Source organism: Shewanella sp. SR43-4 (assembly GCF_014163845.1).
In the GTDB taxonomy this organism is placed as follows: domain Bacteria; phylum Pseudomonadota; class Gammaproteobacteria; order Enterobacterales; family Shewanellaceae; genus Shewanella; species Shewanella vesiculosa.
In genome coordinates this window covers 66016-91892 of the sequence record NZ_JACJEB010000005.1, presented here as the reverse complement: position 1 = coordinate 91892, position 25877 = coordinate 66016, and the positions used below count along the sequence as shown (strand labels likewise).

23 protein-coding genes are annotated in these 25877 nt (G+C 41.8%); 8 read left to right on the top strand and 15 right to left on the bottom strand.

The features are described from left to right. Positions 1 to 141: 141 nt before the first annotated feature. Positions 142 to 882, top strand: a complete 741-nt coding sequence (locus H5123_RS07095) for an HDOD domain-containing protein (RefSeq protein WP_182697495.1) — start codon at positions 142 to 144, stop codon at positions 880 to 882. On the opposite strand, the gene H5123_RS07090 is transcribed toward H5123_RS07095, so the two are convergent. Beyond that, positions 865 to 1767, bottom strand: coding sequence for a LysR family transcriptional regulator (locus tag H5123_RS07090; RefSeq protein WP_182697494.1), 903 nt, complete (start codon positions 1765 to 1767; stop codon positions 865 to 867). The two genes, H5123_RS07095 and H5123_RS07090, sit on opposite strands and share 18 nt — an antisense overlap. A 155-nt stretch (positions 1768 to 1922) precedes the next feature. Between H5123_RS07090 and metE the strand changes: the two genes are divergently transcribed. Continuing rightward, the gene (metE, locus tag H5123_RS07085; RefSeq protein WP_182697493.1) at positions 1923 to 4214 is read left to right on the top strand and encodes a 5-methyltetrahydropteroyltriglutamate--homocysteine S-methyltransferase; all 2292 of its coding nucleotides are present in this window, start codon (positions 1923 to 1925) and stop codon (positions 4212 to 4214) included. Positions 4215 to 4425: 211 nt separating this feature from the next. Beyond that, positions 4426 to 4638, top strand: coding sequence for a dodecin (locus H5123_RS07080; RefSeq protein ID WP_124015561.1), 213 nt, complete (start codon positions 4426 to 4428; stop codon positions 4636 to 4638). Between the two features lie 14 nt (positions 4639 to 4652). Here H5123_RS07080 and queG read toward each other — a convergent pair whose 3' ends face one another. Together queG and H5123_RS07070 are read right to left on the bottom strand one after the other, a co-directional pair. After that, positions 4653 to 5882 carry a tRNA epoxyqueuosine(34) reductase QueG gene (gene queG, locus H5123_RS07075; protein WP_182697492.1) on the bottom strand — a complete coding sequence of 410 codons (1230 nt, stop codon included), beginning with the start codon at positions 5880 to 5882 and terminating at the stop codon, positions 4653 to 4655. Between the two features lie 40 nt (positions 5883 to 5922). Beyond that, positions 5923 to 7809 (bottom strand): diguanylate cyclase, encoded by a 1887-nt coding sequence (locus H5123_RS07070; RefSeq protein ID WP_182697491.1) that lies wholly within the window; start codon positions 7807 to 7809, stop codon positions 5923 to 5925. 234 nt (positions 7810 to 8043) lie between these two features. On the opposite strand from H5123_RS07070, the gene H5123_RS07065 reads away from it, so the two are divergent. Both H5123_RS07065 and H5123_RS07060 read left to right on the top strand, forming a co-directional pair. Further along, positions 8044 to 8580: a phosphatase PAP2 family protein gene (locus tag H5123_RS07065; RefSeq protein WP_124015564.1), complete on the top strand. Its 537-nt coding sequence runs from the start codon at positions 8044 to 8046 to the stop codon at positions 8578 to 8580. 10 nt (positions 8581 to 8590) lie between these two features. Then, positions 8591 to 9025: a DUF3069 domain-containing protein gene (locus tag H5123_RS07060; RefSeq protein WP_124015565.1), complete on the top strand. Its 435-nt coding sequence runs from the start codon at positions 8591 to 8593 to the stop codon at positions 9023 to 9025. 144 nt (positions 9026 to 9169) lie between these two features. On the opposite strand, the gene H5123_RS07055 is transcribed toward H5123_RS07060, so the two are convergent. From H5123_RS07055 to H5123_RS07035, 5 genes are all read right to left on the bottom strand, one after another. Next, entirely contained in the window at positions 9170 to 10858 is a 1689-nt protein-coding gene (locus H5123_RS07055; RefSeq protein WP_182697490.1) for an NAD-dependent malic enzyme, read from the bottom strand. 239 nt (positions 10859 to 11097) lie between these two features. Continuing rightward, entirely contained in the window at positions 11098 to 11562 is a 465-nt protein-coding gene (locus H5123_RS07050) for a DUF1456 family protein (protein ID WP_124015567.1), read from the bottom strand. 84 nt (positions 11563 to 11646) lie between these two features. Next, complete coding sequence (locus tag H5123_RS07045; RefSeq protein WP_182697489.1) at positions 11647 to 12711, bottom strand: serine hydrolase; 1065 nt, start codon at positions 12709 to 12711, stop codon at positions 11647 to 11649. Continuing rightward, entirely contained in the window at positions 12708 to 13973 is a 1266-nt protein-coding gene (locus H5123_RS07040) for an Nramp family divalent metal transporter (protein WP_182697488.1), read from the bottom strand. The genes H5123_RS07045 and H5123_RS07040 overlap by 4 nt, the downstream gene beginning before the upstream one ends. 11 nt (positions 13974 to 13984) lie before the next feature. After that, a complete protein-coding gene (locus H5123_RS07035; protein WP_182697487.1) occupies positions 13985 to 14524 on the bottom strand; it encodes a PH domain-containing protein in 540 nt (179 codons plus the stop codon). A 215-nt stretch (positions 14525 to 14739) separates the two neighbouring features. Between H5123_RS07035 and H5123_RS07030 the strand changes: the two genes are divergently transcribed. Then, positions 14740 to 17307: a TonB-dependent receptor gene (locus H5123_RS07030; RefSeq protein ID WP_124015571.1), complete on the top strand. Its 2568-nt coding sequence runs from the start codon at positions 14740 to 14742 to the stop codon at positions 17305 to 17307. A gap of 90 nt (positions 17308 to 17397) precedes the next feature. Further along, the gene (locus tag H5123_RS07025) at positions 17398 to 18030 is read left to right on the top strand and encodes a glutathione S-transferase family protein (protein ID WP_182697486.1); all 633 of its coding nucleotides are present in this window, start codon (positions 17398 to 17400) and stop codon (positions 18028 to 18030) included. Between the two features lie 61 nt (positions 18031 to 18091). Here H5123_RS07025 and H5123_RS07020 read toward each other — a convergent pair whose 3' ends face one another. From H5123_RS07020 to H5123_RS07005, 4 genes are all read right to left on the bottom strand, one after another. Then, positions 18092 to 18592 carry a DUF4447 family protein gene (locus H5123_RS07020; protein ID WP_124015573.1) on the bottom strand — a complete coding sequence of 167 codons (501 nt, stop codon included), beginning with the start codon at positions 18590 to 18592 and terminating at the stop codon, positions 18092 to 18094. A gap of 80 nt (positions 18593 to 18672) precedes the next feature. After that, entirely contained in the window at positions 18673 to 19074 is a 402-nt protein-coding gene (locus H5123_RS07015; RefSeq protein ID WP_124015574.1) for an SMI1/KNR4 family protein, read from the bottom strand. A gap of 175 nt (positions 19075 to 19249) precedes the next feature. After that, positions 19250 to 20029 (bottom strand): RelA/SpoT domain-containing protein, encoded by a 780-nt coding sequence (locus H5123_RS07010; RefSeq protein ID WP_182697485.1) that lies wholly within the window; start codon positions 20027 to 20029, stop codon positions 19250 to 19252. Between the two features lie 150 nt (positions 20030 to 20179). Continuing rightward, positions 20180 to 22267: a M13 family metallopeptidase gene (locus H5123_RS07005; RefSeq protein WP_124015576.1), complete on the bottom strand. Its 2088-nt coding sequence runs from the start codon at positions 22265 to 22267 to the stop codon at positions 20180 to 20182. 292 nt (positions 22268 to 22559) lie between these two features. Between H5123_RS07005 and rsuA the strand changes: the two genes are divergently transcribed. Further along, on the top strand, positions 22560 to 23249 hold the full coding sequence (gene rsuA / locus H5123_RS07000) for a 16S rRNA pseudouridine(516) synthase RsuA (protein ID WP_273059301.1): 690 nt from the start codon (positions 22560 to 22562) through the stop codon (positions 23247 to 23249). A gap of 162 nt (positions 23250 to 23411) precedes the next feature. Here rsuA and H5123_RS06995 read toward each other — a convergent pair whose 3' ends face one another. The 3 genes from H5123_RS06995 to H5123_RS06985 are packed head-to-tail and all read right to left on the bottom strand — an operon-like array spanning position 23412 to position 25497. After that, positions 23412 to 24350 (bottom strand): DUF4097 family beta strand repeat-containing protein, encoded by a 939-nt coding sequence (locus H5123_RS06995; protein ID WP_182697484.1) that lies wholly within the window; start codon positions 24348 to 24350, stop codon positions 23412 to 23414. Beyond that, the gene (locus tag H5123_RS06990; protein ID WP_182697483.1) at positions 24347 to 24970 is read right to left on the bottom strand and encodes a hypothetical protein; all 624 of its coding nucleotides are present in this window, start codon (positions 24968 to 24970) and stop codon (positions 24347 to 24349) included. Before H5123_RS06990 ends, H5123_RS06995 begins: the two co-directional genes overlap by 4 nt. Next, entirely contained in the window at positions 24967 to 25497 is a 531-nt protein-coding gene (locus H5123_RS06985; protein ID WP_404948301.1) for an RNA polymerase sigma factor, read from the bottom strand. Before H5123_RS06985 ends, H5123_RS06990 begins: the two co-directional genes overlap by 4 nt. Positions 25498 to 25877: the final 380 nt, after the last annotated feature.

Genomic DNA, 25877 nt, shown 5'->3' with positions numbered 1-25877 from the left:
TAATTTTGTTGATCAAGTCTTAGTCACGACAGTCAGTAAATTATTACTTATGAAAGCCAGTAAACTATCGCTGGCTTTCGTTTTAATATACCGTTAAATTGATTAATAGTGTGTTAATTTTAAAAAAGGTAATCGATAGATATGACGAGTCTTGAGCAACAAGTTTTTACTCAAGTTAAAGCTATTATTAGCAATGAAGAGCAAGTCATTGGTCGTCGTGGCATATTAATTCCATTAAAAAAAGCCCTGATTAACGAAGCTGATATTAGAATCGTAATCGACATAGTCTCTGCTGATCCGGCATTGGCTGCACACTTGTTATTGCGCAGTAATAGCGCCCATTCAGCTGGAATGATATCGACTAAAAGTCGCAGTGTTAAAGATTGCTTAATTCGTTTAGGCCAAGTGAATATCTATCGATATGCATTTTCCTTTTATCTTAAAGAACGCCTTGATGAACTTTCTGAACCTTACAAAAAATTAGTTCAAGGTTATTGGGCCTTAAATGAAACGATTGCGGATGATTGTTTAGAACAGTTACGTGAGCAGATTGAAACCGGTGATAACATCAAAATTGATGCGGATGAAATGCAAACCTTAGCATTATTTAGTGTTTTTGGTCAGGTGATTGTATTAACGGCTTTTGCCTATTTAAATGCAGAGCTGTCTCGTCCCGTGTCACTAAAAGTATTAAAATCACTGATTGATAACCAGCAACAACAATTATCCCTTGATGCATTTGATGCATTAGGATTGGATGACGATTTACGCGAAGAGTTTTTAATTGCCCATAACTTACGCCAAACACAAAACCCTGATTCTCCAGGACTTGTGCTTCGACGCGTGTTATCTAAAAGAGGTTTATTAATCAACCCGCTGTAAATTTATACCTTCACTTGCTACCAGCTCGAGCCACTGTTGAATTAAATTTGCATTAGTGGCATCGCGGCGATACGCGCCAAACAATGGACGTTTTAGTCCTTCTGCGCCTAATTTTACCGCCGTAAGACTCAGCCCCTGACTTTCTCGAATAGACCAAGTTGGTAGGGTGGCTACGCCATCATTACAGGCAACTCGCTGCAATAACATTGAGGTTAAGTCGCATTGTTTTTGCTCACCAGGTTCAATACCAGCGGGCTCTAAAAAGTGTTTGTATATGTCTAAACGCGCGAGAGGCACTGGGTAACTGATTAAAGTTTGCTTTGCCAATTGAGCTGGGGTTACAAAGGCTTGCGTCGCCAATGCGTGATCACTGGCAACGACTAACTTTACTTCAAAATCAAATAGATGTTGATAAGCTACGCTATGTCCAGGCACTGGGTCAGAGGTGAGCACTATGTCTAAACTCCCCGTTTCCAGCGCATTGAGTGAATCAAATAAATGACGACTTGAAATATCAATTTGAGCTGCTGGCGCATATTGTTTAAATTGTTCAATAACCGGCATTAACCAACGAAAACAACTGTGGCATTCAATGCCGAGCTTAAGTTGTTGGCTTTCACCCTCTAAACCGCGCTTAAGATCAGATTCGGTTGCAATCACTTTCGGTAAGATTTCTTCCGCTAAATTCAGCAGACGTGAACCTTCGTGAGTAAACGTTAACGGTTTACTTTTACGAACAAAAATAGTTGAGTTAATCCGTGTTTCTAACTCTTTTATTTGATGAGAAAGCGCCGACTGGGTTACAAATCGTTTTTTAGCTGCACCCGCTAAACTGCCACTTTCCTTTAACGCCATCAAGGTGCGAAGGTGTCTAAGCTCTATCATTTTCTCTCCACATGAATCTTGCTCAACTAGCCGATGAAATCAATTCGATTGCTTGACAGCAGAGTAGCACAATAAACTTCTAGACGTCCAGACGCCTATGCGGGTTTTTCTGCATAAATGGCTATAAATTTTGCTTCAACGAAAAGGAAAGCAGCATGAAAATTTCAAGTTTAGGATTTCCCCGCATTGGACGTCAGCGTGAATTGAAGTTTGCACTTGAGCATTATTGGCGCGCAGAAATCTCATTATTTGAACTGAAACAGGTCGCCAGTGAATTAAAAAAAACGCATTGGCAGTGGCAAGCAGATGCCGGCGTTGAGTTAGTTCCAGTAGGCGACTTTGCTTATTACGACCAAGTATTAACCCTAAGTGCCACCTTAAATGTGATCCCAGATCGCCACCGAGCTACTCAAGCCGATGGCAGCCAAGCGCCTATCGATATAGACACCTTATTTCGTGTTGCCCGTGGCCGATCGCAAACTGGCCAACATGCCTGTGCAGCAGAAATGACTAAGTTTTTTAACACTAACTATCATTATCAAGTGCCTGAACTTAGTGTAGATCAAAGCTTCGAGATTGCCTTCGAACAGTTGTTTGATGAGGTCAGTGAAGCGCAGCAACTCGGTCATCAAGTAAAACCGGTATTGCTTGGCCCAGTGACGTATTTGTATTTATCGAAAAGCCTGACTGAGTTTAATAAGCTATCGTTATTACCGCAGCTACTGACGGTTTATCAGCAGATTTTGCAACGTTTTGCAGACCAAGGTGTGAGTTGGGTACAACTTGATGAGCCAGTATTAGCCGCAGACTTAACCGAGGAGTGGCAGCAAGCCATTCGCCACAGTTATCAATTTTTAGCGCAACAAAAGCCGGCATCATTGAAGATATTACTTGCCAGTTATTATGGCTCTATTGGCCATCATCAAGCATTGGTGAGTGCATTACCGGTTGATGGTTTGCATCTTGATTTAGTCACAGCACCACAACAAGTTGAGGCGTTTATCAAAGCGCTCGGAAGCCAACAAATTTTATCGGTTGGAGTGATTAATGGTCGCAACGTGTGGGCTGCCGATGTTGATGTTATTGCTGATCAGCTGGCAGAATTAGCGACCACGTTGGGCGATCGTTTGTGGATTGCACCTTCTTGTTCATTGTTACATTGTCCGGTTGATGTTGACGTCGAGACGCAATTGATCAGTCCGTTACAGGGACAATTAGCATTTGCCAAACAGAAACTGTTTGAACTTAGTGACATTCAGCAGCTAATTAACGATCAAGATTCACAAAGCAGCCAAGTGATTATTGATCGTTGCCAGCAAAGGCGTTTAGCCACAGCTGCTGCAGCTAATCAAGAGGTTGTTCAACGTGTGTTACAGCTTACTGCGAGTGATTTTGAACGTCATAGCCCTTTTGCTCGGCGTATTATTGCTCAGCAACAGAAGCTAGCACTGCCATTACTTCCCACAACCACCATAGGCTCATTTCCGCAAACGCCTGCGATTCGTGGTTTACGCAAACGCTGGCGTAAAGGCGAAATCAATGACACTGATTACCGATTACAGCTTGAGCAAGTCACTCAGGACACCATTTGTCGTCAACTAAAACTCGGTATTGACGTATTAGTGCACGGTGAAGCTGAACGAAATGACATGGTGGAGTATTTTGGTGAACAGCTCGACGGTGTTGGCTTTACTCAATTTGGTTGGGTGCAAAGTTATGGCTCTCGTTGTGTAAAACCACCGCTAATTTATGGTGATGTATCACGTCCTAAGCCGATGACGGTTGATTGGGCTACCTATGCGCAAAGTTTAACCGACAAGCCTGTCAAAGGCATGCTAACAGGCCCAGTGACCATATTGCATTGGTCGTTTGCTCGAGAAGATATCCCTCGTCAAGATATTGCCAATCAACTTGCGTTAGCGGTGCGCGATGAAGTGATCGATTTAGAAAAAGCCGGCATTGGCATTATTCAAATTGACGAGCCAGCATTTCGTGAAGGTTTACCGATTAAACAGAGCCAGTGGGCAGATTATTTAACTTGGGCCGTAGATGCCTTTAAGTTGTCGGCGGCTGGTGTAGACGATGCAACTCAAATCCATACTCACATGTGTTACAGCGAATTTAATGACACCATTAATGCCATAGCGGCTATGGATGCTGATGTGATCACCATTGAAACTTCGCGCTCACGGATGGAATTATTGAATGCGTTTGAAGATTTTTGTTACCCGAACGAAATTGGTCCTGGGGTGTATGACATTCACTCGCCCAATATTCCAACGGTAGCCGAAATGGTTGATCTTATTACTAAAGCTTCGCAGAAAGTGCCGGTGAAACAATTATGGGTTAACCCTGATTGTGGTTTAAAAACCCGTACTTGGGATGAAGTAGAGCCAGCGCTGCGCAATATGATTGCAGCGACTAAAGTGCTTCGACGCCAGTTTTAATTAGCATGATGCTGCTCACAATGGGTCATTGTGCTCCACCAGCTGATCGCTGGAGCTGCGGCTTTGTTGCAGAACTCTGTGATTAACTTTTCAACCTTGCGATACTGGCTGATGGGGTATTCACAGCGGACTCATTGAGCCTATTTGCTGTGAACTGAGCCATTATTGACTACACTCAAAATACGTCTTTCAGTTAACCAAAGGAGCGATTATGAGTCACACTTATAAAGTCATTGAGCTAGTGGGTTCATCACCGATCAGTTCAGATGAGGCGATCAAAAATGCGATTGCAGAAGCCAATAAAAGTTTATTACATTTGCGCTGGTTTCAAGTTATCGAAACCCGTGGTCACTTGGAAGAAGGTTTAGTGGCTCACTGGCAAGTCACCGTTAAAGTGGGTTTTACCTTAGACCCTAATGCTTAGTTGTCGCATGTGGTTTATGCATCTCTGGGTAGACCCTTTTGGATTGATCTGATTACTCGTTGAGTTTTACGTGAAAGCGCCGACTGTGGCGCTTTTTGTATTTGTTGCACTAATGCCCATTCAATATGTTCAAGCACTATGCCATCTACTTCATCACTGTGTTTACGTTGCTCTAATGCACTAATAATGGCCGGATTAGCCGGAGCATTACCTAATGCTATCGCGATATTACGTAACCAACGTTTATGGCCAATTCGGCGAATCGCGCTGCCTTCTGTTTGGCTTAAAAATTGGCTTTCAGACCACGCAAATAGAGTCAGTAAATCGGGTTGAATAAGCGCACTGCGAGTATGAAAATCTGTCTCTTGGGTCAGTGGTGCTTTAGCATTAACTGGGCACACGAGTTGGCAATCATCACAGCCATAAATACGATTGCCGATGAGTGGACGAAACTCTTCTGGAATAGCGCCCTGCAATTCAATGGTTAAGTAAGATATACATCGCCTTGCATCGACCACATAGGGTTCGACAATCGCATCTGTTGGGCATGATTTTATGCAGGCTACGCAAGTGTTGCAGCCTTCTTCGATTGGGATATCTAACGGCAAAGGTAAGTTAATTAATAACTCGCCGAGAAAAAACCAACTGCCGGCATCAGGGTGTAAAATGAGTGAGTGCTTGCCCGTCCAGCCTAGTCCCGCTTTATCGGCTAATGGACGTTCTAAAATCGGTGCAGAGTCAACAAACGGTCTAAAATCTGTGTTGTGAAAGTCGAATTGTTGGCAATATTGATGAATTTTATCACCGAGTTTTTTAAGCCGTTGGCGGATTAATTTATGATAATCACGTCCACCGGCATAGCGAGAAATATAACCAAGGTTGGGGTCGGTTAAATTACTGGCAAAGCCAGCGTCAGGCGGTAGATAATCCATCCGGGCACAAATGACTCTAATGGTTCCTGGATGTAATTCAGCGGGTCTAGCCCGCATCATTCCATGATTAGCCATGTAAGCCATCTCACCGTGGTAACCTTTATCTAACCAATCTTGTAATACTGCCTCATGTTGGCTTAAGTCGACATCAGCAACACCAATATGAGCAAAACCAAGTTCTTTACCCCAAAGCTTGATCTGTCTATTGAGCACATCAAGCTGAGCTGCGGTCAATGGGCAGGGCTCGGGGATTGAATTGATCTCAGGATCGGTAATTGGATCAGGCGTTAATACTGGGGTCGTTGTTGTCATAACACTATCATTAAGTAAACACATGGAAATTATACGCGTTTTACTCGGCTTTGACACAATTTCGGCCGGCAGCTTTGGCAGAATAGAGCGCTTTGTCGGCCTTTAGCAATAATGGCGACAACTCTGTTTCATTGGTGTAACTGGCGACTCCGGCACTGATTGTTTGATGCAAATTAGGCGAGATTTGTGACCAATCATATTTTGCTATGGTCTCGACTAAGCGATTAGCAATCTCAATGGCTTTTGCTTTGTCGATATTCGGTAATAAAATCAAAAACTCTTCACCACCAACTCGACCAATCACATCAGTGTCACGCATCATGCTTGTACTAATTGCCGCTAGTTTTACCAGTACTTTATCGCCCATATCGTGGCCTAATGTATCGTTAACGGCTTTAAAGTTATCAGCGTCAAATGAAATCAATGATAATGGCGTGGATGATTGCTGAGCGATTTTTAAAAAGTAATTACCTTGAGAATGTGAATCACGTCTATTGGCTACTTTGGTCAGTTCATCGGTGAGCGCTAAACGCCTAAACAGACGTTTTCTGAGCAGTTGTTTGTAGGCGAAGATAGATACAATCACTAAAATGATCGCGACTAAGCTGATAATAATGATCTGCATGTCTTCATTGCGCTTCATGATGTCCAATTGCAGCTGTTTTTCTTTATCCCTTTGAATAAGCATTGTATTTTCAGTTTGAATCTTGTTGTTATCAAATCGAGCTTGCATCTCCGCATTGCGCTCTGAAAGTACTTTTTTGTCATATGATAGATGTGACTCGACAAACAATTTTAGGGTTTCATACGCCAGTTGCCATTGTTGTGAGGCTTGATATATTTCGCTTTTTAGCTGCAACACTTGATTGAGGCCACGGATATTATTACTGAAATTAAATGCTTTTTCAGCCTGGTCAATATCGATTAATGCTTGCTGATAAAGCTCTTGCTGGTAATGCACCTTGGCCATAAATAAATTCATGTAGCTATAACTATTATCATTTTTGGGTGTAATCACCTTTTGAGCATCATGCAGAATCACCTCAGCGTCTTTAAGTCTATTTAAGCTGATTAAGTTACCGGCAATACTAATAGATGCATCCGCAGCAGCAATAGGGTTATTTTCTGTTAACCAAAAATCGCGCGTTTTTTGGAAGCGTTCAATGGCTTCTTCATAACGTTCAAGCTTCTCTAATGACAGCGCAATTTGATTATTGGTGAGATTGGCTTCATAAATCTGTTTATTTTTGAGATAACTTTTTTCGAGTTTTATTTGATATGTTAATGCGGTCCGGGCATCGCCAAAGCGGCGATAACTATTGGCCAGCTCACCTAAATTAACATTTGCCCAATAAGTTAAATTAAGAGACTCATATAAGTTTTGCGCTGTAATAAGATCTTCAAGTGCTTCAGAAAAATTACCTAAATAAGATAGGATTGCACCTCTAGTGCTTCGGCCATCCGCAATCAAGCGCGGGTCTTCAAGTTTATAAGCATTAAGTATCGCTGTATTTAGGTCGGCAAATAAGCTGTCACTTTCTCCCTGCGCATACAAAAACCAAGCCTTACAATACTGCAGATCAATCTGGATTAAAGAGGGGGCTGGCTGACGATATATTTGCAGGTATTTATCGGCATATTTAACCGCGGCTTGCATTTCTTCCGTTGTGTTCGCCGGCAAACTCCAGCAATTAAGACGTATATAGAGTTCTTGGCGAATAATATCGTCATCCGACAAGATACTTTTATACTCGCTGAGTAATTTACGATTATCTTCATCGGATATAAAGTTACCACTGTCTAATAGTGTATAAATTTCATCGGCGCGTAAATTCTTCACTGGATTAGCATAAGCAATGCTGCTAAATCCTATGGCACAGACAAGCATAATGATATGAATAATGCTGCTTAGCTTTAAAGTGGGCAAGGATGCATTTTCTCAAGTTGTTATTGTTAATTCTATGTGACAAAGACTAACAGACTTCGACTTGAAAAGTCTTGTGATTAAATTATAGCCTTGCGTTATTGTTCAATAATCTTATTTTTATCAATATGTTAATCTTATTCACTGTTAAGGGTATTTTTCTGGCGACTCAGGGCTATTTGCATTCAGTTATCTAGACGAGTATAAAGACGCCTTTGGAAATAAACAGAGATAGAAATGTTGCAGAGAATTGTGCAATTTATCGGATTAAGTTTGCTGATAGCATTATCGCCTTGTCATGCTGAAGGAAGCCTGGAAACATCGGGTGACGCTTTGCACATATTACTTCCGGCCACTGCATTGGCAGGAAGTTTAATTGTCGAAGATGATTATCAAGGTGCTTGGCAATTAGTTAAAACCGGTGTATCAAGTCGATTGTTAGTTGAAGCACTGAAATACGGTATAGAAAAAGATCGCCCAGATGGCAGTGGTAATGATTCATTTCCATCTGGTCACAGTGCCGATACCTTTGCTGCAGCGACATTTATCAACCAGCGTTACGGCTGGAAATATGGCATTCCATCATATGCGGTAGCTTCTTATGTAGCATATACGCGTGTTGCCAGTGATCAACATCATGTGGAAGATGTATTGGCTGGTGCTGCCATTGGTATCGTGGCGGGGTGGTATTTCACCGACCCTTATAAAGGGATTAGTATTGTTCCAATTGCCTCATCAGACACTTACGGCGTGTACATTAGTGGCAGATTTTAGAGAGAAAAACATGACAAAAGTTGACCCGCAGTATCAAGAAGTCGCAAAACAAATTTCGTATAACGTAGCCAATAAAGTGTTGCCGATGGATAAGTTACCTGAAACCTTGCTTGAGGCTTATGAAGGTTTGTTTAGCGAACTTATTGACGACAAAGCCAATACGTTTGCCAATGCATGGAATGGTTTGCCAGCGAGTGCGCAAAAGTTAATGACTAAAGCGGAGTTTCATGGCTTTTACATTGCCAATGCGTGGATGCAGTTAAGCCGTGTTGCGCAAGAAATTGCTGATAGTGCCGACTCTGAAGAAGAAATGAACAATAATGAATATGATGGTGTATTTGGCCGTTTAGCCGAGCAATCATTGAGAGAGTGTATACGTAAGCTTAAAAAAGCGCGTACTGACAGACCATTATTGAATAGCTTTAAATTAGTCATGTCTGCCTAATTATGTGCACTTAAGTTTGGCGTTCCCAAATATATAACCAAAGATTATGGGCAGATAAATTAATTGTTTGCTAGAAACAAAAAATCCCAACTCAGGTTGGGATTTTTTATGGTTAAAGATAACTTAACCAAGCTTATCAATAATTTAGAATGACGTACGTTTGTAACGACGGTATTCAGGTTCCCAGAAGTTAGCTTCAATTGATTGCAGCAGTAATTCATCAGTGCAGGGCAGTGCCAAACCTTGATCAATGGCGGCTCTAGCAACGGCAAAAGCAATATATTTACTGACAGATTGAATATCTTCCAAGCGTGGCAATAGCGACCCAGTTCCCTCTTTACCTAGAGGTGAACACTCTGCTAATGCACGGCTAGATGCCATGAGCATTTCGTCAGACACACGCTTCGCGCCGCAAGATAATACTCCTAAGCCAATGCCTGGGAAGATAAAGCTATTATTACATTGCGCTATCTCAAAGGTCTCATCATTCACAACGACAGGTTCAAATGGACTGCCTGTTGCCACTAATGCTTGGCCTGATGTCCAATGTAAAATATCTTTAGGAGTCGCTTCAACGCGGCTCGTTGGATTCGATAATGGGAATACAATTGGACGTTTACAATGCTTGTGCATTGCTCTAATGATTTCTTCAGTGAATAAACCTGGCGAACCAGATACCCCAATGAGTACTGTAGGCTTAGCATTATTCACAACATCAAGTAACGAAATATTGTCGCTGTAATTTTCCCATGCTTCAATCGTAGAGCAAGGTTGAGCTAACTTTTGTTGGAATGGTAATAAGTTAGGCATGTTATCAAGTAATAACCCCCAACGATCAACCATAAAGACTTGTGAACGAGCTTGTTGTTCACTAATGCCCTCTGAGACCATTTGTGCCACAATCGCTTCAGCAATACCGCAACCCGCACTGCCCGCACCTAAGAAGGTAATCCGTTGTTCGCTAAGCTTACTCTTCGCCGCTTTAGATGCCGCAAGAAGTGACCCAACAGTAACTGCTGCTGTACCTTGAATATCATCGTTAAAACTACAGTATTGATCTTTATAACGCTCAAGCAATGGCATGGCATTTTTTTGCGCAAAATCTTCAAATTGAATTAACGCATCTGGCCAACGACGGCTCACAGCCTGCATGAAAGCTTCAACAAATTCAGTATATTCTTCGCCGCCAATACGTTGATGACGCCAGCCCATGTACATAGGGTCTTCGATTAAATGCGGATTATCGGTACCCACATCTAATGTTACTGCCAAGCAATAGGCCGGACTAATTCCGCCGCAGCTGGTGTAAAGTGATAACTTACCAATTGGGATCCCCATACCGCCAATACCTTGGTCACCTAAACCGAGAATACGTTCTCCATCAGTAACCACAATGACTTTCACTTTTTGGCGAGTTGAGTTATTTAAAATATCATCAATGCGATCTTTATTCGGATATGAAATAAATAAGCCACGGTTACGACGATAGTTTTTAGAAAAGCGTTCACAGGCTAATCCTACCGTAGGCGTGTAGATAATCGGCATCATTTCGCTAATGTTATTACGTACTAAACGATAAAATAGGGTTTCGTTAGTATCTTGAATATTGCGTAAATAGATGTGTTTATCGAGATCATTGGTGAAGTTTTTAAATTGTTCGTACGCACGAGAAGCTTGTTCATCAATGGTTTCAATAACCCAAGGAATGAGGCCTTCAAGATTAAAAAATACCCGCTCTTCTTCACTAAATGCGCTGCCTTTATTAAGCAGTGGTGATTCAAGAATGGCCGGGCCAGCAAAAGGAAGATAGAGGGGGCGTTTGTTATCGTCCATGGGGAACCTTAATGTGTTAGATCCAGTTAGATCATTATTAGAATAGGGCTGGTTTTCTTACGATTATAGATTATCACGTCTGATCTTTTTTGTGGTCTGTTAAGTGAGTCAAATCACATTATTCTTAAGTATTTTTATTCATCTCTCATTTTTGGTTGTTTATATGTAAACGCTAAAAACAAAAATGCGTAGCCTAAGCTACGCATTCATAAAGCATTATCTCAATATCTAGGCGAATATTACTTGCCGCGATGTTTGACTGATAAACCTTTAACGAAGTTTCTTAACACTTGGTCACCACATGGCTTATAGTTTTTATGATCTGGGTTACGGAATAACGCACCTAACTCAGATTTAGTCATCGAAAAATCGGCTAACAGTAACGTGGCAATAATATCTTCTTCACGCATTTCAAGTGCAACGCGTAATTTTTTGAATATTAGATTGTTGGTCAATTGCTTCAAAGGCGCTGGCACTTCTGCTCCAGGCTTTAAGCCACGATTTTGAATGATCAAACCATCTAAGAATTGGCACATTAATGTGTCATTACATGCTTGATAACCTTCTTCTTCCTCTTTTTTCAACAGCGCAATAATCTGCTCTGAAGACATGTCTACATTGGCTTGGCTGAAAATGTTAATCATTTTGGCATTTGAATAGTCAAACACAAAGCGAATACGGCGAAGAATATCGTTGTTAATCATAAGGCTCTCTGGCGCGGCGGCGCATAAATGGTTTAGGTCAATTGACGAAACACTATTATAGCGAGAAATCATTGATCCGTCAGATTATTCGTATGTGGTTAATTGTTTTCTTACTGCTTGGCGTATCTTGTCGTGTAGACCAAAAACACGCTCGATATTATCCAGATCCCACGAGGTGTTTTCCAATATCACAACGGTTAATTGCGATTGCGGATAATAGAGCATTAAGCTGATGTATCCCGGAATATAGCCTGAATGACTGTATTCAACTAAGCCTGCTTGTTGGCTGATTTGCAAACCATAGCCATAGCCTACCTCTCCCCAACGATGCTGCCTGATAGTACTTGCATGGGTCATGGCGTGATAGCTTGTGGCAGATAAAAATTGGCCTTGATGTAAACCATTTACAAACTTAACCACAGCAGCACTACTGGCTTGCATGCCGCCAAATGTAATGAAGTCAGGGTCTACCGTAAAATCAGTTAATTGTGTCCGCTGCTGCTGTTGCTCGGTATAGCCATCAACCAAGCGTGTTTGCTTAGCCTGACGCTGCGCAATTGAACCGGTATTAGCTTGGAGATCAAGCTGATTGGTTAGGGCAAATTGATTAACCAATTGCCCATAAGGTTGTTGGTAAACCTGAGTTAATATATCGCCAAGCAATTTATAGCCATAGTTTGAGTAACTAAACTGGCTGGCAGGTATAAATTGAGACCCGGCATTAAGACTCGGTGATTTAGGCGGTGTTATTCCTGAAGTATGATTTAATAGCTGACTAATCGTGATTGGGTGTTCGGTGATTATCTCAAGGTAATCTGTGATGTTATCGCTCAATGCTAACTTTTTCTGATCCACCGCCTGTAATACAAGCGTGGCGGTGATCGTTTTAGAAATAGATCCAAGCATAAATATGCTGTCTGGTGTTATGCCGTTACCTGCTTGGTAATTAACATAACGGTTATGATTATCGCTAATGACAATGCTACCGCTAAACGGTCTTGAATCCTTATCTATGATGGTTTGCACATCCGCTGCAGTTAACGCAAATGCACTGAGTTGAAATGACACTGAGGTTACTATTAATGCCAGTAACAAACGGGTGATTTTTTGTAAGCCAGTTAAGTATTTACACCATTGTGATGTGATCATTTTGTGAGATACCAATAAACAAATAAGATAGCGAAGCCAACTAAATACCATAAACCAATCCACGACAGCCCCACCATAACACGACCATAACGATGCTTTTCCGCTAAGGTGTTACTGGTCATTAACCGGAAGTTAAGCCAAGCAAAAATAACTGTGGTCATAAAAGCAAGGATCATCACAAATTCTAGCAACGGTAATAAGGCCCCTTTAAAGAATAGAATAAGTAATAAACCAAGCGCACTGATCCCGAGCATGATGGGGGTTAAATAATTGCGTGTTGATGTGGTGTTAGACAACAATTTCCAGCCCATCTCGAGTGTGCGGCTGTAGCCATCTATCACAGTCACTGTGGTGCTAAAAATACATAAAAACGCCACAATGCCAATTAAGTAACGGCTTTCATTACCCATAACTTGGCTATAAAGGGTGATCAATTGTGAGGCAAATGCCGCGCCTGAATCAGAAAAACGCTCACCACTGCCGTGCATGACTAATGCGCCTAGCGCTAAAAATACAATCGCCAACACAGCCGTGGTGACATAGCCTAAATTAAAATCAAAAATAGCCTGCTTGGCGGTCACCGTTTGGGTTTTACGTTTTTCTATTAACCATAACGAGTTCCAAGTGCTGACTTCTATTGGCGCGGGCATCCAACCCATCATCGCCACTAAAAAACCGACATACGCCCATTGCCAGGGAGATTCGCTGATCACTGGAGTGCCGAATCCGCTATGACGATTAAAGGCCAATGCCACGGCGACTAGGGTGGTGAGTGTAAGAGCTAGCATGATAATTTTGGTCATTTTATCAAGCAGTTTGTAGTGGCCTAAAATCAATAGTGCTAACGAGCTGGCCAATACAATTAGCGCTAAGAGGTCAATTGATAGCGGAATAAACTGAGTTAACATTGCCGCCGTTAACATGCATACCCCAGCGGTACTGGCAATGGCAGCAATCACATTGAGCCCGGTAAACAGCATCAAATATCCACGGCCTTGCTTATGATAGCCATGCAATAAACTTTCATCAGTGGCTGCAGTGTAGCGAGCGCCAGCAGCGAAGAAAGGGTACTTAACGATATTGACTAATAAAATGAGCCATGCCAGTTGCCAACCAAATTCGGCACCGGCTCGAGTTGAGGCGACTAAATGAGAAGCGCCAATCGCGGCGGCGGCCATTAAGATTCCAGGTCCAGTGGCTTTAAAAAGTGTGCTTGCGCGAGATATCCACGGTAAGTCTGATGCAGTTTGTTGCTTAAGCATAATAAAAAAACCTAGTTTGATGGTTTAGCGTTTAATGACTGTTCTATGCGCAATAAAGTGGCATTCATTTGTTGCAGGTGGTCGAGGATTAGTACATCGGTATTTTCATCGGCAGGGGCGTTACCTTTTTGTGCCATGATTTTTGACTTTTGTGCCAGTACTTGAGATCTAAAGTGAGTAACATCTACAACGCCCGTTAAGCTAATCAATGCGCCTGCAGAAGATTGTCCCGCGGTTTCTATGGTCAGTTTATGAAGGTCAAACATACGCATAATAGGACCTTGAATAAGTGCCATGTCGGTGATTTTATCCAATGGAACGGTATTTTCAGTCCGTGTGAATAAGCCTTTACGCACAATCAGTTTCTGCTCGGTTAGTTCAGCACTCATATTATTAATGTAATGCCTAGTCGCTAATAGTCCCAATGGAAACCATAGTAATAACAATGGAATACCAATAAAGCTAAGGATAAACACTAGGCTGCCAGACAACAACCAATACAGGCCTAGGTTTGCGTGGAAGTGGGCACTAACTAGTGTTTTATCGCTCATATGACCTCCTTGTTAAATAGATTTAAATTCACTTTTTTTAACTATTTATTCTTGATTAAGTGATTGGTTACATTTACATTAAGCCATTGTATTGACTTTGTTAAATTTTAACCTAAGTTGGATGTGTCAATCCAACAAAGTTGTCAGCGGTATGCTCATACCGCAGTTTGCAGTAGTCATGGATATAAAACAATAATTTAACGTTAAGGATGATCATGAAAAAAAGTAACCTTTTACGCAGTGCTTGCGCTATCGCTGTCTCTCTATCTCTCGCTCCTATCGCCTTTGTTGCACAAGCTGCTGATGCTGGTGCCGATTCAAAAGTGGAACGAATTGAAGTGACGGGTTCTCGTATCAAACGGACTGATATTGAAGGACCTTCACCAGTACAATCGTTGAATAAAGACGATATTGCTAATATGGGTTTTGACAACCTACAACAATTATTAGAACGTATGCCTGCCAACGGTTCAGGTGCCTTCTCTACTCGTGGAAACAGTCAAGATTCTACCGCTAACGGTGGTGCATCAATCAGTTTACGTGGCTTGGGCCCTGATGCGACTTTGGTTCTTATCAATGGTCGCCGTGTTGGAGCAAGTGCATTTGCTGAAGGAATTTCAAATTCGTTTGTTGATATCAACAATATCCCGGTATCGGCGATTGAACGTATCGATATTCTTAAAGACGGTGCTTCAGCCATTTATGGTTCTGATGCAATTGCAGGTGTGGTCAATATTGTCTTAAGAAAAGATATTGAAGGTATTGAACTTAACTTGGGTTATGGCGATGACAATGGCACTGGTTATGATGAAACTACAGCCAGCCTAGTATGGGGCATAAAAGCTGACAAAGGCAGTGCATCAATTATCCTTGATTACTTTACCAATGGCACCTTGTCTGCAGAAGACATGGGCCGCTTTGGCACTGCAAACCAGTCACCTTATGGCGGTGAAGATTACCGTTCATCACGCGGCTTCCCTGGTTATTTCTATGTCAATGGCGTGAAAACCATTGACCCAGATTGTCCTGCTGATAGCGCAACATCGAGTGGGAGTTGTCTATTTGATTACGGTCCATATAACTTAACCATTCCAGCAGCTGAACGTGTTGGTGCTATTGGCCAGTTTGATTATATGTTAGGTGAAGACTTAACTGCATTTTTAGAGTTATCTGTACAGCACAACACTTCTGAGGCAGGCGGTGCACCAACGCCATTGGATGAAGATGCAGGCTTGACAGTTCCTGGTACTCATCCAAATAATCCTTTTGGACAAGATATTGAGATTGGTCGCTATCGTACAGTTGATGCTGGTGCACGTCGTTGGGATATCGAGTCAGATACCATGCGTATTGTTGCCGGTCTTCGTGGCGTTATCAATGATTGGGACTGGGAAGTATCAGCGCAACGTGGCCGCAGTGAATCGACTCAAACAGGTGACCGCTCACAAGGTTGGGTAAGAACCGATTATTTACAAGCCGAAATTGATGCGGGTAACTACAACCCGTTTGGCGGCACGATGAACTCGCCAGATGTGATTGATCGCATCACCACAAGTCTAGTAAGACAAGGTAAGTCGAGTATTACTGCTTATGACGCCAGCATTTCAGGTCAAGCCTTTACTATCGCCGATCGCGATATCATGATGGCAGCTGGTGCAGAGTATCGTGAAGAAAGTGTTAGTGACGTGCCTGATGAGCAGTTCCAGCGCGGTCTGATTTTTGGTACTGAAGCCGTCTCTGCGTTTGGCTCACGTGATCAACATGCTGTCTATGTTGAGTTTTCTATCCCTGTTGCTGATAACTTTGAGTTACAACTTGCAGGCCGTTACGACAGTTACAGTGATTTTGGTTCAACCACTAACCCAAAAGTTGCTTTCCAATGGGGCATTAGTGACGAAGTCACTGCACGTGGTTCTTGGTCTACAGGTTTCCGTGCACCATCGCTTGCGCAAATTGGCTTAGGTCCTTCTGAAAAGAGTGACTTTTTAACCGATAGCTACCGTTGTGCTGCTGATAACGTTGATTGTGAACTACTTGACTACAACTTTGTGTTTGCTGGTAACCCTGATCTTGAGGCAGAAGAGTCTGAGACTTGGAACCTGGGTATGATTTGGGCTCCAAGTCAGCAGTTTGATATTGGTTTTGATTTATTCAATATCGTCCAAGACAACAAAATTGACTCACTGCAAAATCTAGATGTTTACAACGAACACTGTGGTGATCAAAACAGCACTATTTGTTTACGAAATGCGCCTAAAGCGGGTGAAACCTTTGGTACGATTGACGTAATCAAATCAGCATTTGTCAATATTGGTTCACAAGAAGTACAAGGTGTAGATTTATCTAGCCATTATGGTCTTGAGCTAAACAGCTATGGTGATATCAAGTTTGGTTTAGAATACAGCTATTTAATCAGCTTTGAAAAAGAAGTTGATGGCAATACTGTTGATTACACTGGTGAGTACGAGTACCCACAACACCGTTGGTTAGCAACAACTAACTGGATGATGGATGACTTTGCCGCTAACGTTAACTTAAGCTATATCGGTGAGTTTGAAGACTACAACAAAACTCGTACAGTTGATGCGCAGTTGTTAGTCGATATGTCTGGCTCATATCGTTTCAATGACACGGTTAAGCTATCTGTAGGTGTTAATAACGTGTTTGATGAAGAGCCATCATTTGCGATTGGCGATGGCGATGCTGATCTATATGGTTATGCAATGGGTGTACATAACCCATTAGGCCGTTATATTTATACTAAAGTCACAATGAACTTCTAATGACAACGTCATAAGATAACAAAAGCCACATTCACTTAAGGTGCAATGTGGCTTTTTTATTGTCATTATTCTCACGCTATAGGAGCTTAAATGATTACCTTATACGGAACCCAAAAAAGTCGTGCGCTGCGCGTATCTTGGCTTTTAGAAGAGTTAGGTGTTGAGTGGCAGTTTCATGCTATCGATTTTGCTAAAGGTGAAAATAAAGCAGAAGCATTTTTAGCCCTTAACCCTAGTGGTAAAATGCCTGTGATCACCGAGGGTGAGTTCGTGCTAAGCGAATCCGCGGCCATTATGCGTTATTTAGCCGAAAAATACGGACAAGGTAACTGGTTGCCAAAACCAGGTACGCAAGCGTCAGGTATTCATGAACGCTGGGTGAGCTTTGTGATTAGTGAGCTTGAACAACCGCTGTGGAGTATGGGTAAACATCGCTTTGCCTTGCCACAACCACTTAGATTGGAGGCCATGTTTGCCGTAGCTAAGTGGGAGTTTGATCAAGCCGCTGCTATTGCTGAAGCTTGGGTGCCAGATACTGGCTTTGTCTGTGGCGATTCACCCACCATAGCCGATATTTTATTAGCGCAAACCTTAGGCTGGGCGATGGGATTTGAGCAAACGCTTCCGCCAAAGCTGATGGCATTTCGTAATCGCTTAAAGCAACGTCCAGCTTTAGCCAATGCATTAGCTAAAACTGAAGCACTTGCCGATGTTACTCAATAACGGTTATTAAAAAGGAAGCTCGAGGCTTCCTTTTAGTTATTAGCGCTCAACATAGAGACATTTATAATTGAGTTGCAGCCCATTTTGCACGGCTTTCACGGCTTTCGCTCATGCCGTTATCTGCACGATAAGCTTTATAGGCTTCAGCATCTAGTGCAACTAAGCTTACATCCACTTCAAGCACGAGTTTACATTCTTTTTTAATCCGCCATGCAGCGGCATTGTACAATTCAGTTAATGGCAAAGAGCTTAAAAATTCTGGATTGTATTGGGTGTAGAGAGCTTGTGTCGGATACACCACAAACGCCAACCGACGCTTAGGTTCTTTTTTAAATAACTCTTCAATACCATCAGAAGTGTTAAGCACCTGCATTTCGATAATATCATCGATTTCTAACAGCTTTTTCTGCGCTGGAATTGGTGCTTCTTTCTCGCCTGATTCCCACAACAACACATCTTCATTACTGGCGTTAGTGATGCTAGCAACTTGTTCTGTTGTTAAGCCGAAAGATTGACGTAAACATTGGATTTCAATTGCATTTAAACCGCTATTTTTAGACATGGACGTTCTCGTATTAAGGATTTATTTAGGTATTTATATTTCGACGTAAATTAGCCGCAATTGGACTTAATTAATGCGTTTTATCGATTAAGCCACACATCTTCGGCCCAATGCCAAAACGATTCCCAAACCTTATCGCTAAATCGGCCTTTTTTCCAAAACAACACTTGGCTTTCTTCATCAATACAATAAAAGCTATCACCGATTTGGCAAATGGCAATTTGCTCTCTGGGTAGCCCAATAGACCAAGCATAGCAGGCTACTTCAGGTAAGTAGGTATGTGAGGATGGATCTGCAGCGGTAACGGGTTCAAGCGTGCCATAAATAACATCACTACCATAAAGTAAGTATTCTTTTAGATCCTTGGGTAAACCAATTAAGATCTGTTCTTCAACCTCTACAAGTTGCTCAAACGTCGGTAGTTCTAGCGGTACCGGTACGGTTTCACTTAATTCTTGTAGTTGTTCAATAATGTCATTCATCGCATCGTCCAGCAGATCGTATTGTAATGGGCGCGAGTATAGCAGATGTGATTGTTGCGGATCTTGTTTGGCAAAAAAAAAGCGCTCATATGAGCGCTAAAAGGGTGGAAACTTGGATGATTAGAAAAGGCTTCGGGCGGTGTGAATTGTTCATCATAAGGATAGTTATCAGTGTTTATGCAACTTGTCGTTGTGAACTATATAAACTTTGACGTTTATAACTTAACCAGGCTTTATGGTATTGCTTGTGCGAGTCTTGACGAAGCTTGGCTATCATTGCTTGTTCTATGTCATTTAAGTGTCTAGATGTGGCTTTAGCTTGGGATTCTATTTGTTGGATTTGCTCATAAACATAATGCTCTGGGCCACTTTTGATTTGGGCAATATCATTTAAGTGAAACTGTACTTCAACTACCATTTGGCTCTCGGGCAATTTCACCAATACATTTAAGTCACGATAGCCCGACACTTTTGGATGTGCAAAACGGTTTTTTAATTGCACTATTTCGGTATGTTGACGCAGTTGCTGGTAGCTTGATAGCAAGCTTTTAACGTCATCGGCCACCACACTTGCCCTTGCTATATCTGTCAGTTGACTGGCGTCGCCATTGAACTTTGCTTGTACTTTTTGAGCCGCACGCTGATAACTTTTAGTGGCAGGAGTAATGATGTCGGTGTTGCTTGATTGACTGATCATCTTGAGTAGACTGATAAGTTCTTGTTGCGCCACTGGTGCTCGACTCATTAAAGCGTGCAAGTTATCAGTGTCTTGTAAAACAAGCTCATTATTGTGCTCATGGAGCGCCATTAGCTGCTCTATATCGTTAGCTGATTTTTGACTAAAATCGGAAGGCGGAGCTAACTTGTTATATTTAACCTCGTTAGGCTGAGCAATAGCACCACGAGTAGACAATAAAATTAAGAATATAAAAAAGGTACGAAACAACTTATTCATTGAATAGCTTCCCACATAGTGTCTGTTAATCCAATGTACCGCTTTTTCACTGAATAGGGGCTGAATGAACAAGGTTTAATAAAAAAGGGCATCGAATGATGCCCTTTTGAGAGGAATTGTGACCTTAGTCAATATTCACAGCGACTTAAATTACCAAATTTTTACGCGACTTTCTGGCGCGATATACATCTTGTCGCCTTGTTTCACGTCATAAGTGCTGTAGAACTCAGGCATGTTAGATAACGCACCTAATGCACGGAAATGGCCAGGTGAATGCGGATCAGTTGCAACGCGGTTACGCATTGCTTCTTCTTTCATTTTTACCCGCCAAATTTGGGTGAAGCCCATGAAGAAACGTTGATCGCCTGTTAAGCCATCAATAACTGGTGCTTCTTTACCGTCAAGTGACATTTTGTAAGCTTTATAGGCGATAGTCACACCTGATAAGTCACCAATGTTCTCGCCTAATGTTAGGCTGCCATTGACGTGTAGGTCGTCAAACACTTGATAACCATTGTACTGAGCGATTAATGCATTGCCTTTTGACTCGAATGCTTTTAAGTCAGCTTCGGTCCACCAGTCACGCATGTTGCCTTCGCCATCAAATTTAGCACCTTGGTCATCAAAACCATGGCCCATTTCGTGGCCAATAACCGCACCAATGCCGCCGTAGTTAACCGCATCATCAGCTTCTAAGTTGAAGAATGGCGGTTGTAAAATCGCAGCAGGGAACACGATTTCGTTCATGGTTGGGTTGTAGTAGGCGTTAACCGTTTGTGGGGTCATGTGCCATTCGTCTTTATCAATCGGCTGACCTAATTTAGCGATATCTTTGTTGTGTTGAACTATCGCAGCACGTTTAGCGTTACCGACTAAATCATCTGCTTTGATGGTTAATTTGCTGTAATCATCCCACTTGTTTGGGTAGCCAATTTTAGGGTTAAACTTAGCTAATTTGTCTTTTGCTGCAACCTTAGTATCAGCGCTCATCCAATCTAATGAATCAATGCTTGAACTATAAGCGCCACGAAGATTTTCAACTAGTTGCTCCATGCGGGTTTTAGCCTCTGGTGCAAAGTGACGTTTTACATACACTTTACCAACCACTTCGCCCAGTGTGTCACTCACAGTGCTGACGCCACGCTTCCAACGAGGTTCTTGTTCTTCTTGACCGTTTAAGGTTTTAGAGAAAAAGGCAAAGTTCTCGTTATCTAATGCTTGAGATAAATTGCTGGCATTATGAGTTAATGCCATCCAAGTCATGTAGTTTTTCCAAGTATCAAGGTCGTTATTTTTAATTACCTCGTTTAAGCCTTGGATATAACTTGGTTGGTTGATAATGATATCAGTTTGCTTGTCGCCGCCAAGCGCAGCTAAATAACCATCCCAGTTAATTTCTGAGGCCAATTCTGGCAGATTCTTAACTTGGTATAGATTGTATGTTTTAGTGCTGTCGCGCGTTTCAACAACGTCCCAATGCTTTTCTGCAATTTGAGTTTCCAGTGCAAGAATGGCTTCAGCGTTGGCTTTTGCATTTGGTAAGCCAGCAAGGTTGTACATTTTTTCAATGTGCTCAACGTAGGCTTTACGGATATTGACGAAGCGTTCTTCTTGATTAAAGTAGTAATCTTTTTCTGGCAGGCTTAAGCCATATTGCCAAATATGTGTGGCATAACGGCTTGAGTCTTTAGCATCAATTTCAATATAGAATGCTAAAGGTGTACCACCACCGTTTGCTTGGTTTTCACCAAAAAAGGCGGTTAATTCTTTTTTATCTTTCAGGGCTGCAATTTTATCTAAATCAGCTTGGATTGGCGCAATACCTAATTTATCAAGCGTTTCAACATCCATGAATGAGCGATATAAATCAGCCACTTTCTGTTCATCTGTGCCATCGGCTAGATTTGGGGTCGCGCTTAAATCTTCAATGATGGCTTTAACATCATCACGTGCGTTCTCACGTAAGTCGTAAAAAGCACCAATACTAGTACGGTCGCCAGGGATTTCTGCTTTGTTCATCCATGCGCCGTTAACATACATGTAGAAATCGTCTTGGGGGCGCACTGACTTGTCGATGTTATCAAACGTGATACCAGACGTAAGTGCTTTTTCTACTGCAGCAGCAGTCGCCGTTTTTGCTACATCTGCAGCAGGCGTAACGACTGTCTTGTCATTACTACAAGCACTTAAGCCCGCAATTAACGAGGCGCATAGACCGCCAATAACCAATTTTCTCATGTTGTTTCCTTTGCTTTATTTGTAGAGCCCTTCATTGGGGCATTGCAATCAGTGTCACTTAATCCAGCAATAACCCCTTTATCCAAAGGGAAAAGCTATTACTTTTATTATAAATTGTATGTTACGGCCTTATCCGCCTATAAAACAAGCCGCATAGGTGCATTTTTAAGGGGTTTTTTGTGACTATATGTAACTAAAAATGACTGTTGTAGTGAAAAATATCGGTGATTGATTTCTATTTATGTGTGTAAGCAGCATAATAGTGCCAATATTTTTTGATTGAGTAATCATTGTGCGTTTAGACAAATTTATCTGTGAAAGTACCGAACTGACCCGGTCATTAGCCAAGAGAGCCTTGCATCGTGGTGATGTTACCTGTGATGGTGTCGTGGTCAAAAACTCAGGTTTTAAAGTACTACCACAAATGGCAGTGCATTTAGATGGCACGTTAATTAGCATCATTGGTGAACGTTACATCATGTTAAACAAACCGGTAGACACCATTTGTTCAACCATTGATGAGGAATATCCATCGGTATTAAGTTTAATTGATATTGAAAAAATGGACACCTTACATATTGCCGGTAGATTAGATGTCGACACCACTGGATTAGTGTTAATCACCAGTGATGGACAATGGTCGCACAAAATCACTTCACCGAAGAAAGATTGTGGTAAACGCTACTTAGTTGAGTTGGCCGAACCTATTGATGCCAGTTTGATCCAAGTCTTTGCTGATGGGGTTGAACTGCGTAATGAAGATGGACTGACTAAGCCTGCTTTGCTCGATATTATTGACCCAACTCATGTGCGATTGACGATTAGCGAAGGTAAGTACCATCAAGTGAAACGCATGTTTGCCGCGGTGGGTAATAGAGTGGTTAATTTACATCGTGAAGCGGTTGGTGCTATCGAGTTAAATACTGACTTAGCTGCAGGTGAATGGCGCTTTTTAACCGCTGCAGAAGTCAAGTCTGTGTAGTTATCATTTGAATATATAAAAATGCCCGGTTGTCACCATATGATGATTACCGGGCTTTTTTTATCTGCTCATGGCAGAGCACTTTCTACTCAAATACAAAATCAATTGCGAGGAAATCGTCTTTTATAAGCATCGCTTACCTCGAGCTAATGTTATTTATACTTATTGAGTTAGACTGATTTTGCCACTAATGGTATTGATGTTCACTTGGCCTGCACCTGCTAGAGTTTTGAATTGCAAGGTTTTGCTCGGTGAGTACTTTTGTTTTAGCGGTTTGTCATCGGTTAATTGATTATTAATTTTGCCACCAGGGCCGCCATCAATCATAAAACTGCTGTTAGGCATAGCCGTAAAGGTTAGTGCCATATCTCCACTTATGGTTTCGAGTTGGGCTTTGTTTAACTCTCCCCCGAGAGTCAATTGTGCATCACCACTGATCGTAACAACATTCAACTCAGTGACTTGATTAACTGTGACGCTGATGTCACCAGAGACTTGATCGACAGTTAACTGTGTAAAAGCACTTTGACTTTTTAGTTCGCCACTGACTAAGCGCAGTTCAGCTTCGCCCTGACTATTGTTGTCTGTGATATCGCCTGAAACGGTTTCGAGGTTAATTTTTCCGGCTAACTCAGAGGTATTAATATTGCCTGACACTGTGGTGAGTTTAGTATTACCGCTAAGTTGTTTAGCGGTAATACTTCCGCTAACAACGGCTAATGATATCTGGCCATCAAGTTGCGCTAATTGATAACTTGCAGACACTCCCTCTGCATCTAAGCCAAGCTGTTTCGGAAGGTAAATGGTCAGTTGTGAGCCTTGTTGATTACTGCCCTGATAGCTGCGAGGTAATTTATCTTCGACAATTACGCTATTGCCGTTAACCTCAAATAATAAGCCTTGGCTTAATTCATCAAGTTCACCTTTGATCTGAATACTATTTTTGTCCCAACTGACCAGCTCAACATTACCTCGTTGTATTTTAACGCTGACCGAAGGGTTATCAGTGACAGTTAATTGTTGGTCAACGGTTTCTTTGGCCATTGACATAAAACTGATACCGATTAACGGCACGATTAACACGTATTTAGCCATGTTCATATTGTATTTCCTTGTGATGCTTGCTTGGAGATAAATGGCAGTTTTTGACCTTGCTGTAATAGGTTGATTTGGCGTTGCATGATCCAGCGCCATAGTTGCCACATTTGTTGATTCGTAGGTTGTTGTTTCAATGCCGCTTGCACTTGTTTGCAAGCGTTATCCAGCTCGGCTAGTGCTTGGCTAATATCAGCTTGCAGTTGTTGTGGTGCATCAGTTGATGATAGTTGCCAACTCACTGTGTATTGATTTTGATTAAAAGCTTGTAATTGGCTTTGATGAGTTAAGGCTATTTGATCAACCAGCTCAGCTAATGTTGCTTCTGTTTGGGTTGAGGGTGTTGCTAGGCTGACCTCGGTATTAGCAGTGGATTGTGGCATGGTTGCTGTTAGTGCAGCCGTTTGTGGCAATAATGAACTCTCATCCGGGCGTTGCCACATCAGCAAGGCCAATAAAGAAAAAATCGTAACACTCGCGGCAATAAGCCAGTAGCGCTGCAGATTTTTTTGTGGATATTGAGGACCTAACTGCGATGCTATCGCTGGCCACAAATCGCTTGTCGACTCTATTTCTAAAGGTAATGACTTGACTAGGTTATCGAGGTCTTGCGCTGACTTATTCATGCAAGCATCTCCTGTAATAATTGTTTGGCATTATGGAACTGGGCTTTGCTGGTTCCTTCGGCAATATTGAGCAGGGCAGCGATTTCTTTATGTTGGTAGCCTTCAACAGCACACAATACAAACACGATTCGAGTACGTTGCGGTAACTTAGCGATGCATTTATCTAATAGATGATAATCATCAAACGTCACCGAGGGGATATTGGATGGGTCAAGTTGTTCTGTCGGTAAATAACGTCGCCACCATGATTGTTGTGCCTTTAATTCGTTAATGGCTTGGTGGACACATAAGCGATGTAACCAGGTAGTAAATTGGCTATCGCCTCTAAATTGATCCAATTTATGCCACAAACGAATAAAACAAATCTGAGTGATATCATCAGCTAAGCTTGTTTGGCCACTGAGACGAAAACAGATGGCGTAAACACGTTGATGGTGTCGCCGATACAGTTGTTCGAATGCCTGTTGACAACCCAAAGTCGCAATGGCAACTAATTGATTATCGTCAAGTGCCTCGAGATGTTTCAAGGGCTCTGAAATTGGCTGATTAATATTGTGCATCCTTAATGTTGCAATGTTTTCATTATCATTGTGTGGTTATTTGACAGAGGCAAGTAGGTAAAAGGTTTAGAGAGGAAAAAAATAAATCATCTGAGCATCATATTAAGGCGGTTTTGTTGAAGGGGAAGTCTCGGATGTTTAATCCGTTGGTCATCATTAAAAAGTTCATTTTTTTTAAAGGCTTATATGTATGCATTGAAGTTTAGTCACACATAGCGTTGATTGTTAATTGAGTTAGGACGTAATAGATATTAGATAACATTACAGTTGATGTTCCTGATGCCGATAAATAGACGCCAGCAAATAATATCTAACTTTATTAGCATCTGATCTTTTATCCACTATAT

What these genes read in the sequence shown, in the direction of transcription:
- H5123_RS07050 (WP_124015567.1), bottom strand. Translation starts at nt 11,562, where the DNA reads ATGATTAACAACGATATTCTTCGCCGTATTCGCTTTGTGTTTGACTAT.
- H5123_RS07065 (WP_124015564.1), top strand. Translation starts at nt 8,044, where the DNA reads ATGTTGCAGAGAATTGTGCAATTTATCGGATTAAGTTTGCTGATAGCA.
- H5123_RS07060 (WP_124015565.1), top strand. Translation starts at nt 8,591, where the DNA reads ATGACAAAAGTTGACCCGCAGTATCAAGAAGTCGCAAAACAAATTTCG.
- H5123_RS07045 (WP_182697489.1), bottom strand. Translation starts at nt 12,711, where the DNA reads ATGATCACATCACAATGGTGTAAATACTTAACTGGCTTACAAAAAATC.
- H5123_RS06990 (WP_182697483.1), bottom strand. Translation starts at nt 24,970, where the DNA reads ATGAATAAGTCAGCGCAAGACCTCGATAACCTAGTCAAGTCATTACCT.
- H5123_RS07010 (WP_182697485.1), bottom strand. Translation starts at nt 20,029, where the DNA reads ATGAATAAGTTGTTTCGTACCTTTTTTATATTCTTAATTTTATTGTCT.
- H5123_RS07095 (WP_182697495.1), top strand. Translation starts at nt 142, where the DNA reads ATGACGAGTCTTGAGCAACAAGTTTTTACTCAAGTTAAAGCTATTATT.
- H5123_RS07040 (WP_182697488.1), bottom strand. Translation starts at nt 13,973, where the DNA reads ATGCTTAAGCAACAAACTGCATCAGACTTACCGTGGATATCTCGCGCA.
- H5123_RS07090 (WP_182697494.1), bottom strand. Translation starts at nt 1,767, where the DNA reads ATGATAGAGCTTAGACACCTTCGCACCTTGATGGCGTTAAAGGAAAGT.
- metE (WP_182697493.1), top strand. Translation starts at nt 1,923, where the DNA reads ATGAAAATTTCAAGTTTAGGATTTCCCCGCATTGGACGTCAGCGTGAA.
- H5123_RS07080 (WP_124015561.1), top strand. Translation starts at nt 4,426, where the DNA reads ATGAGTCACACTTATAAAGTCATTGAGCTAGTGGGTTCATCACCGATC.
- H5123_RS07015 (WP_124015574.1), bottom strand. Translation starts at nt 19,074, where the DNA reads ATGAATGACATTATTGAACAACTACAAGAATTAAGTGAAACCGTACCG.
- H5123_RS06995 (WP_182697484.1), bottom strand. Translation starts at nt 24,350, where the DNA reads ATGAACATGGCTAAATACGTGTTAATCGTGCCGTTAATCGGTATCAGT.
- H5123_RS07030 (WP_124015571.1), top strand. Translation starts at nt 14,740, where the DNA reads ATGAAAAAAAGTAACCTTTTACGCAGTGCTTGCGCTATCGCTGTCTCT.
- H5123_RS07035 (WP_182697487.1), bottom strand. Translation starts at nt 14,524, where the DNA reads ATGAGCGATAAAACACTAGTTAGTGCCCACTTCCACGCAAACCTAGGC.
- H5123_RS07055 (WP_182697490.1), bottom strand. Translation starts at nt 10,858, where the DNA reads ATGGACGATAACAAACGCCCCCTCTATCTTCCTTTTGCTGGCCCGGCC.
- H5123_RS07005 (WP_124015576.1), bottom strand. Translation starts at nt 22,267, where the DNA reads ATGAGAAAATTGGTTATTGGCGGTCTATGCGCCTCGTTAATTGCGGGC.
- H5123_RS07025 (WP_182697486.1), top strand. Translation starts at nt 17,398, where the DNA reads ATGATTACCTTATACGGAACCCAAAAAAGTCGTGCGCTGCGCGTATCT.
- H5123_RS07020 (WP_124015573.1), bottom strand. Translation starts at nt 18,592, where the DNA reads ATGTCTAAAAATAGCGGTTTAAATGCAATTGAAATCCAATGTTTACGT.
- queG (WP_182697492.1), bottom strand. Translation starts at nt 5,882, where the DNA reads ATGACAACAACGACCCCAGTATTAACGCCTGATCCAATTACCGATCCT.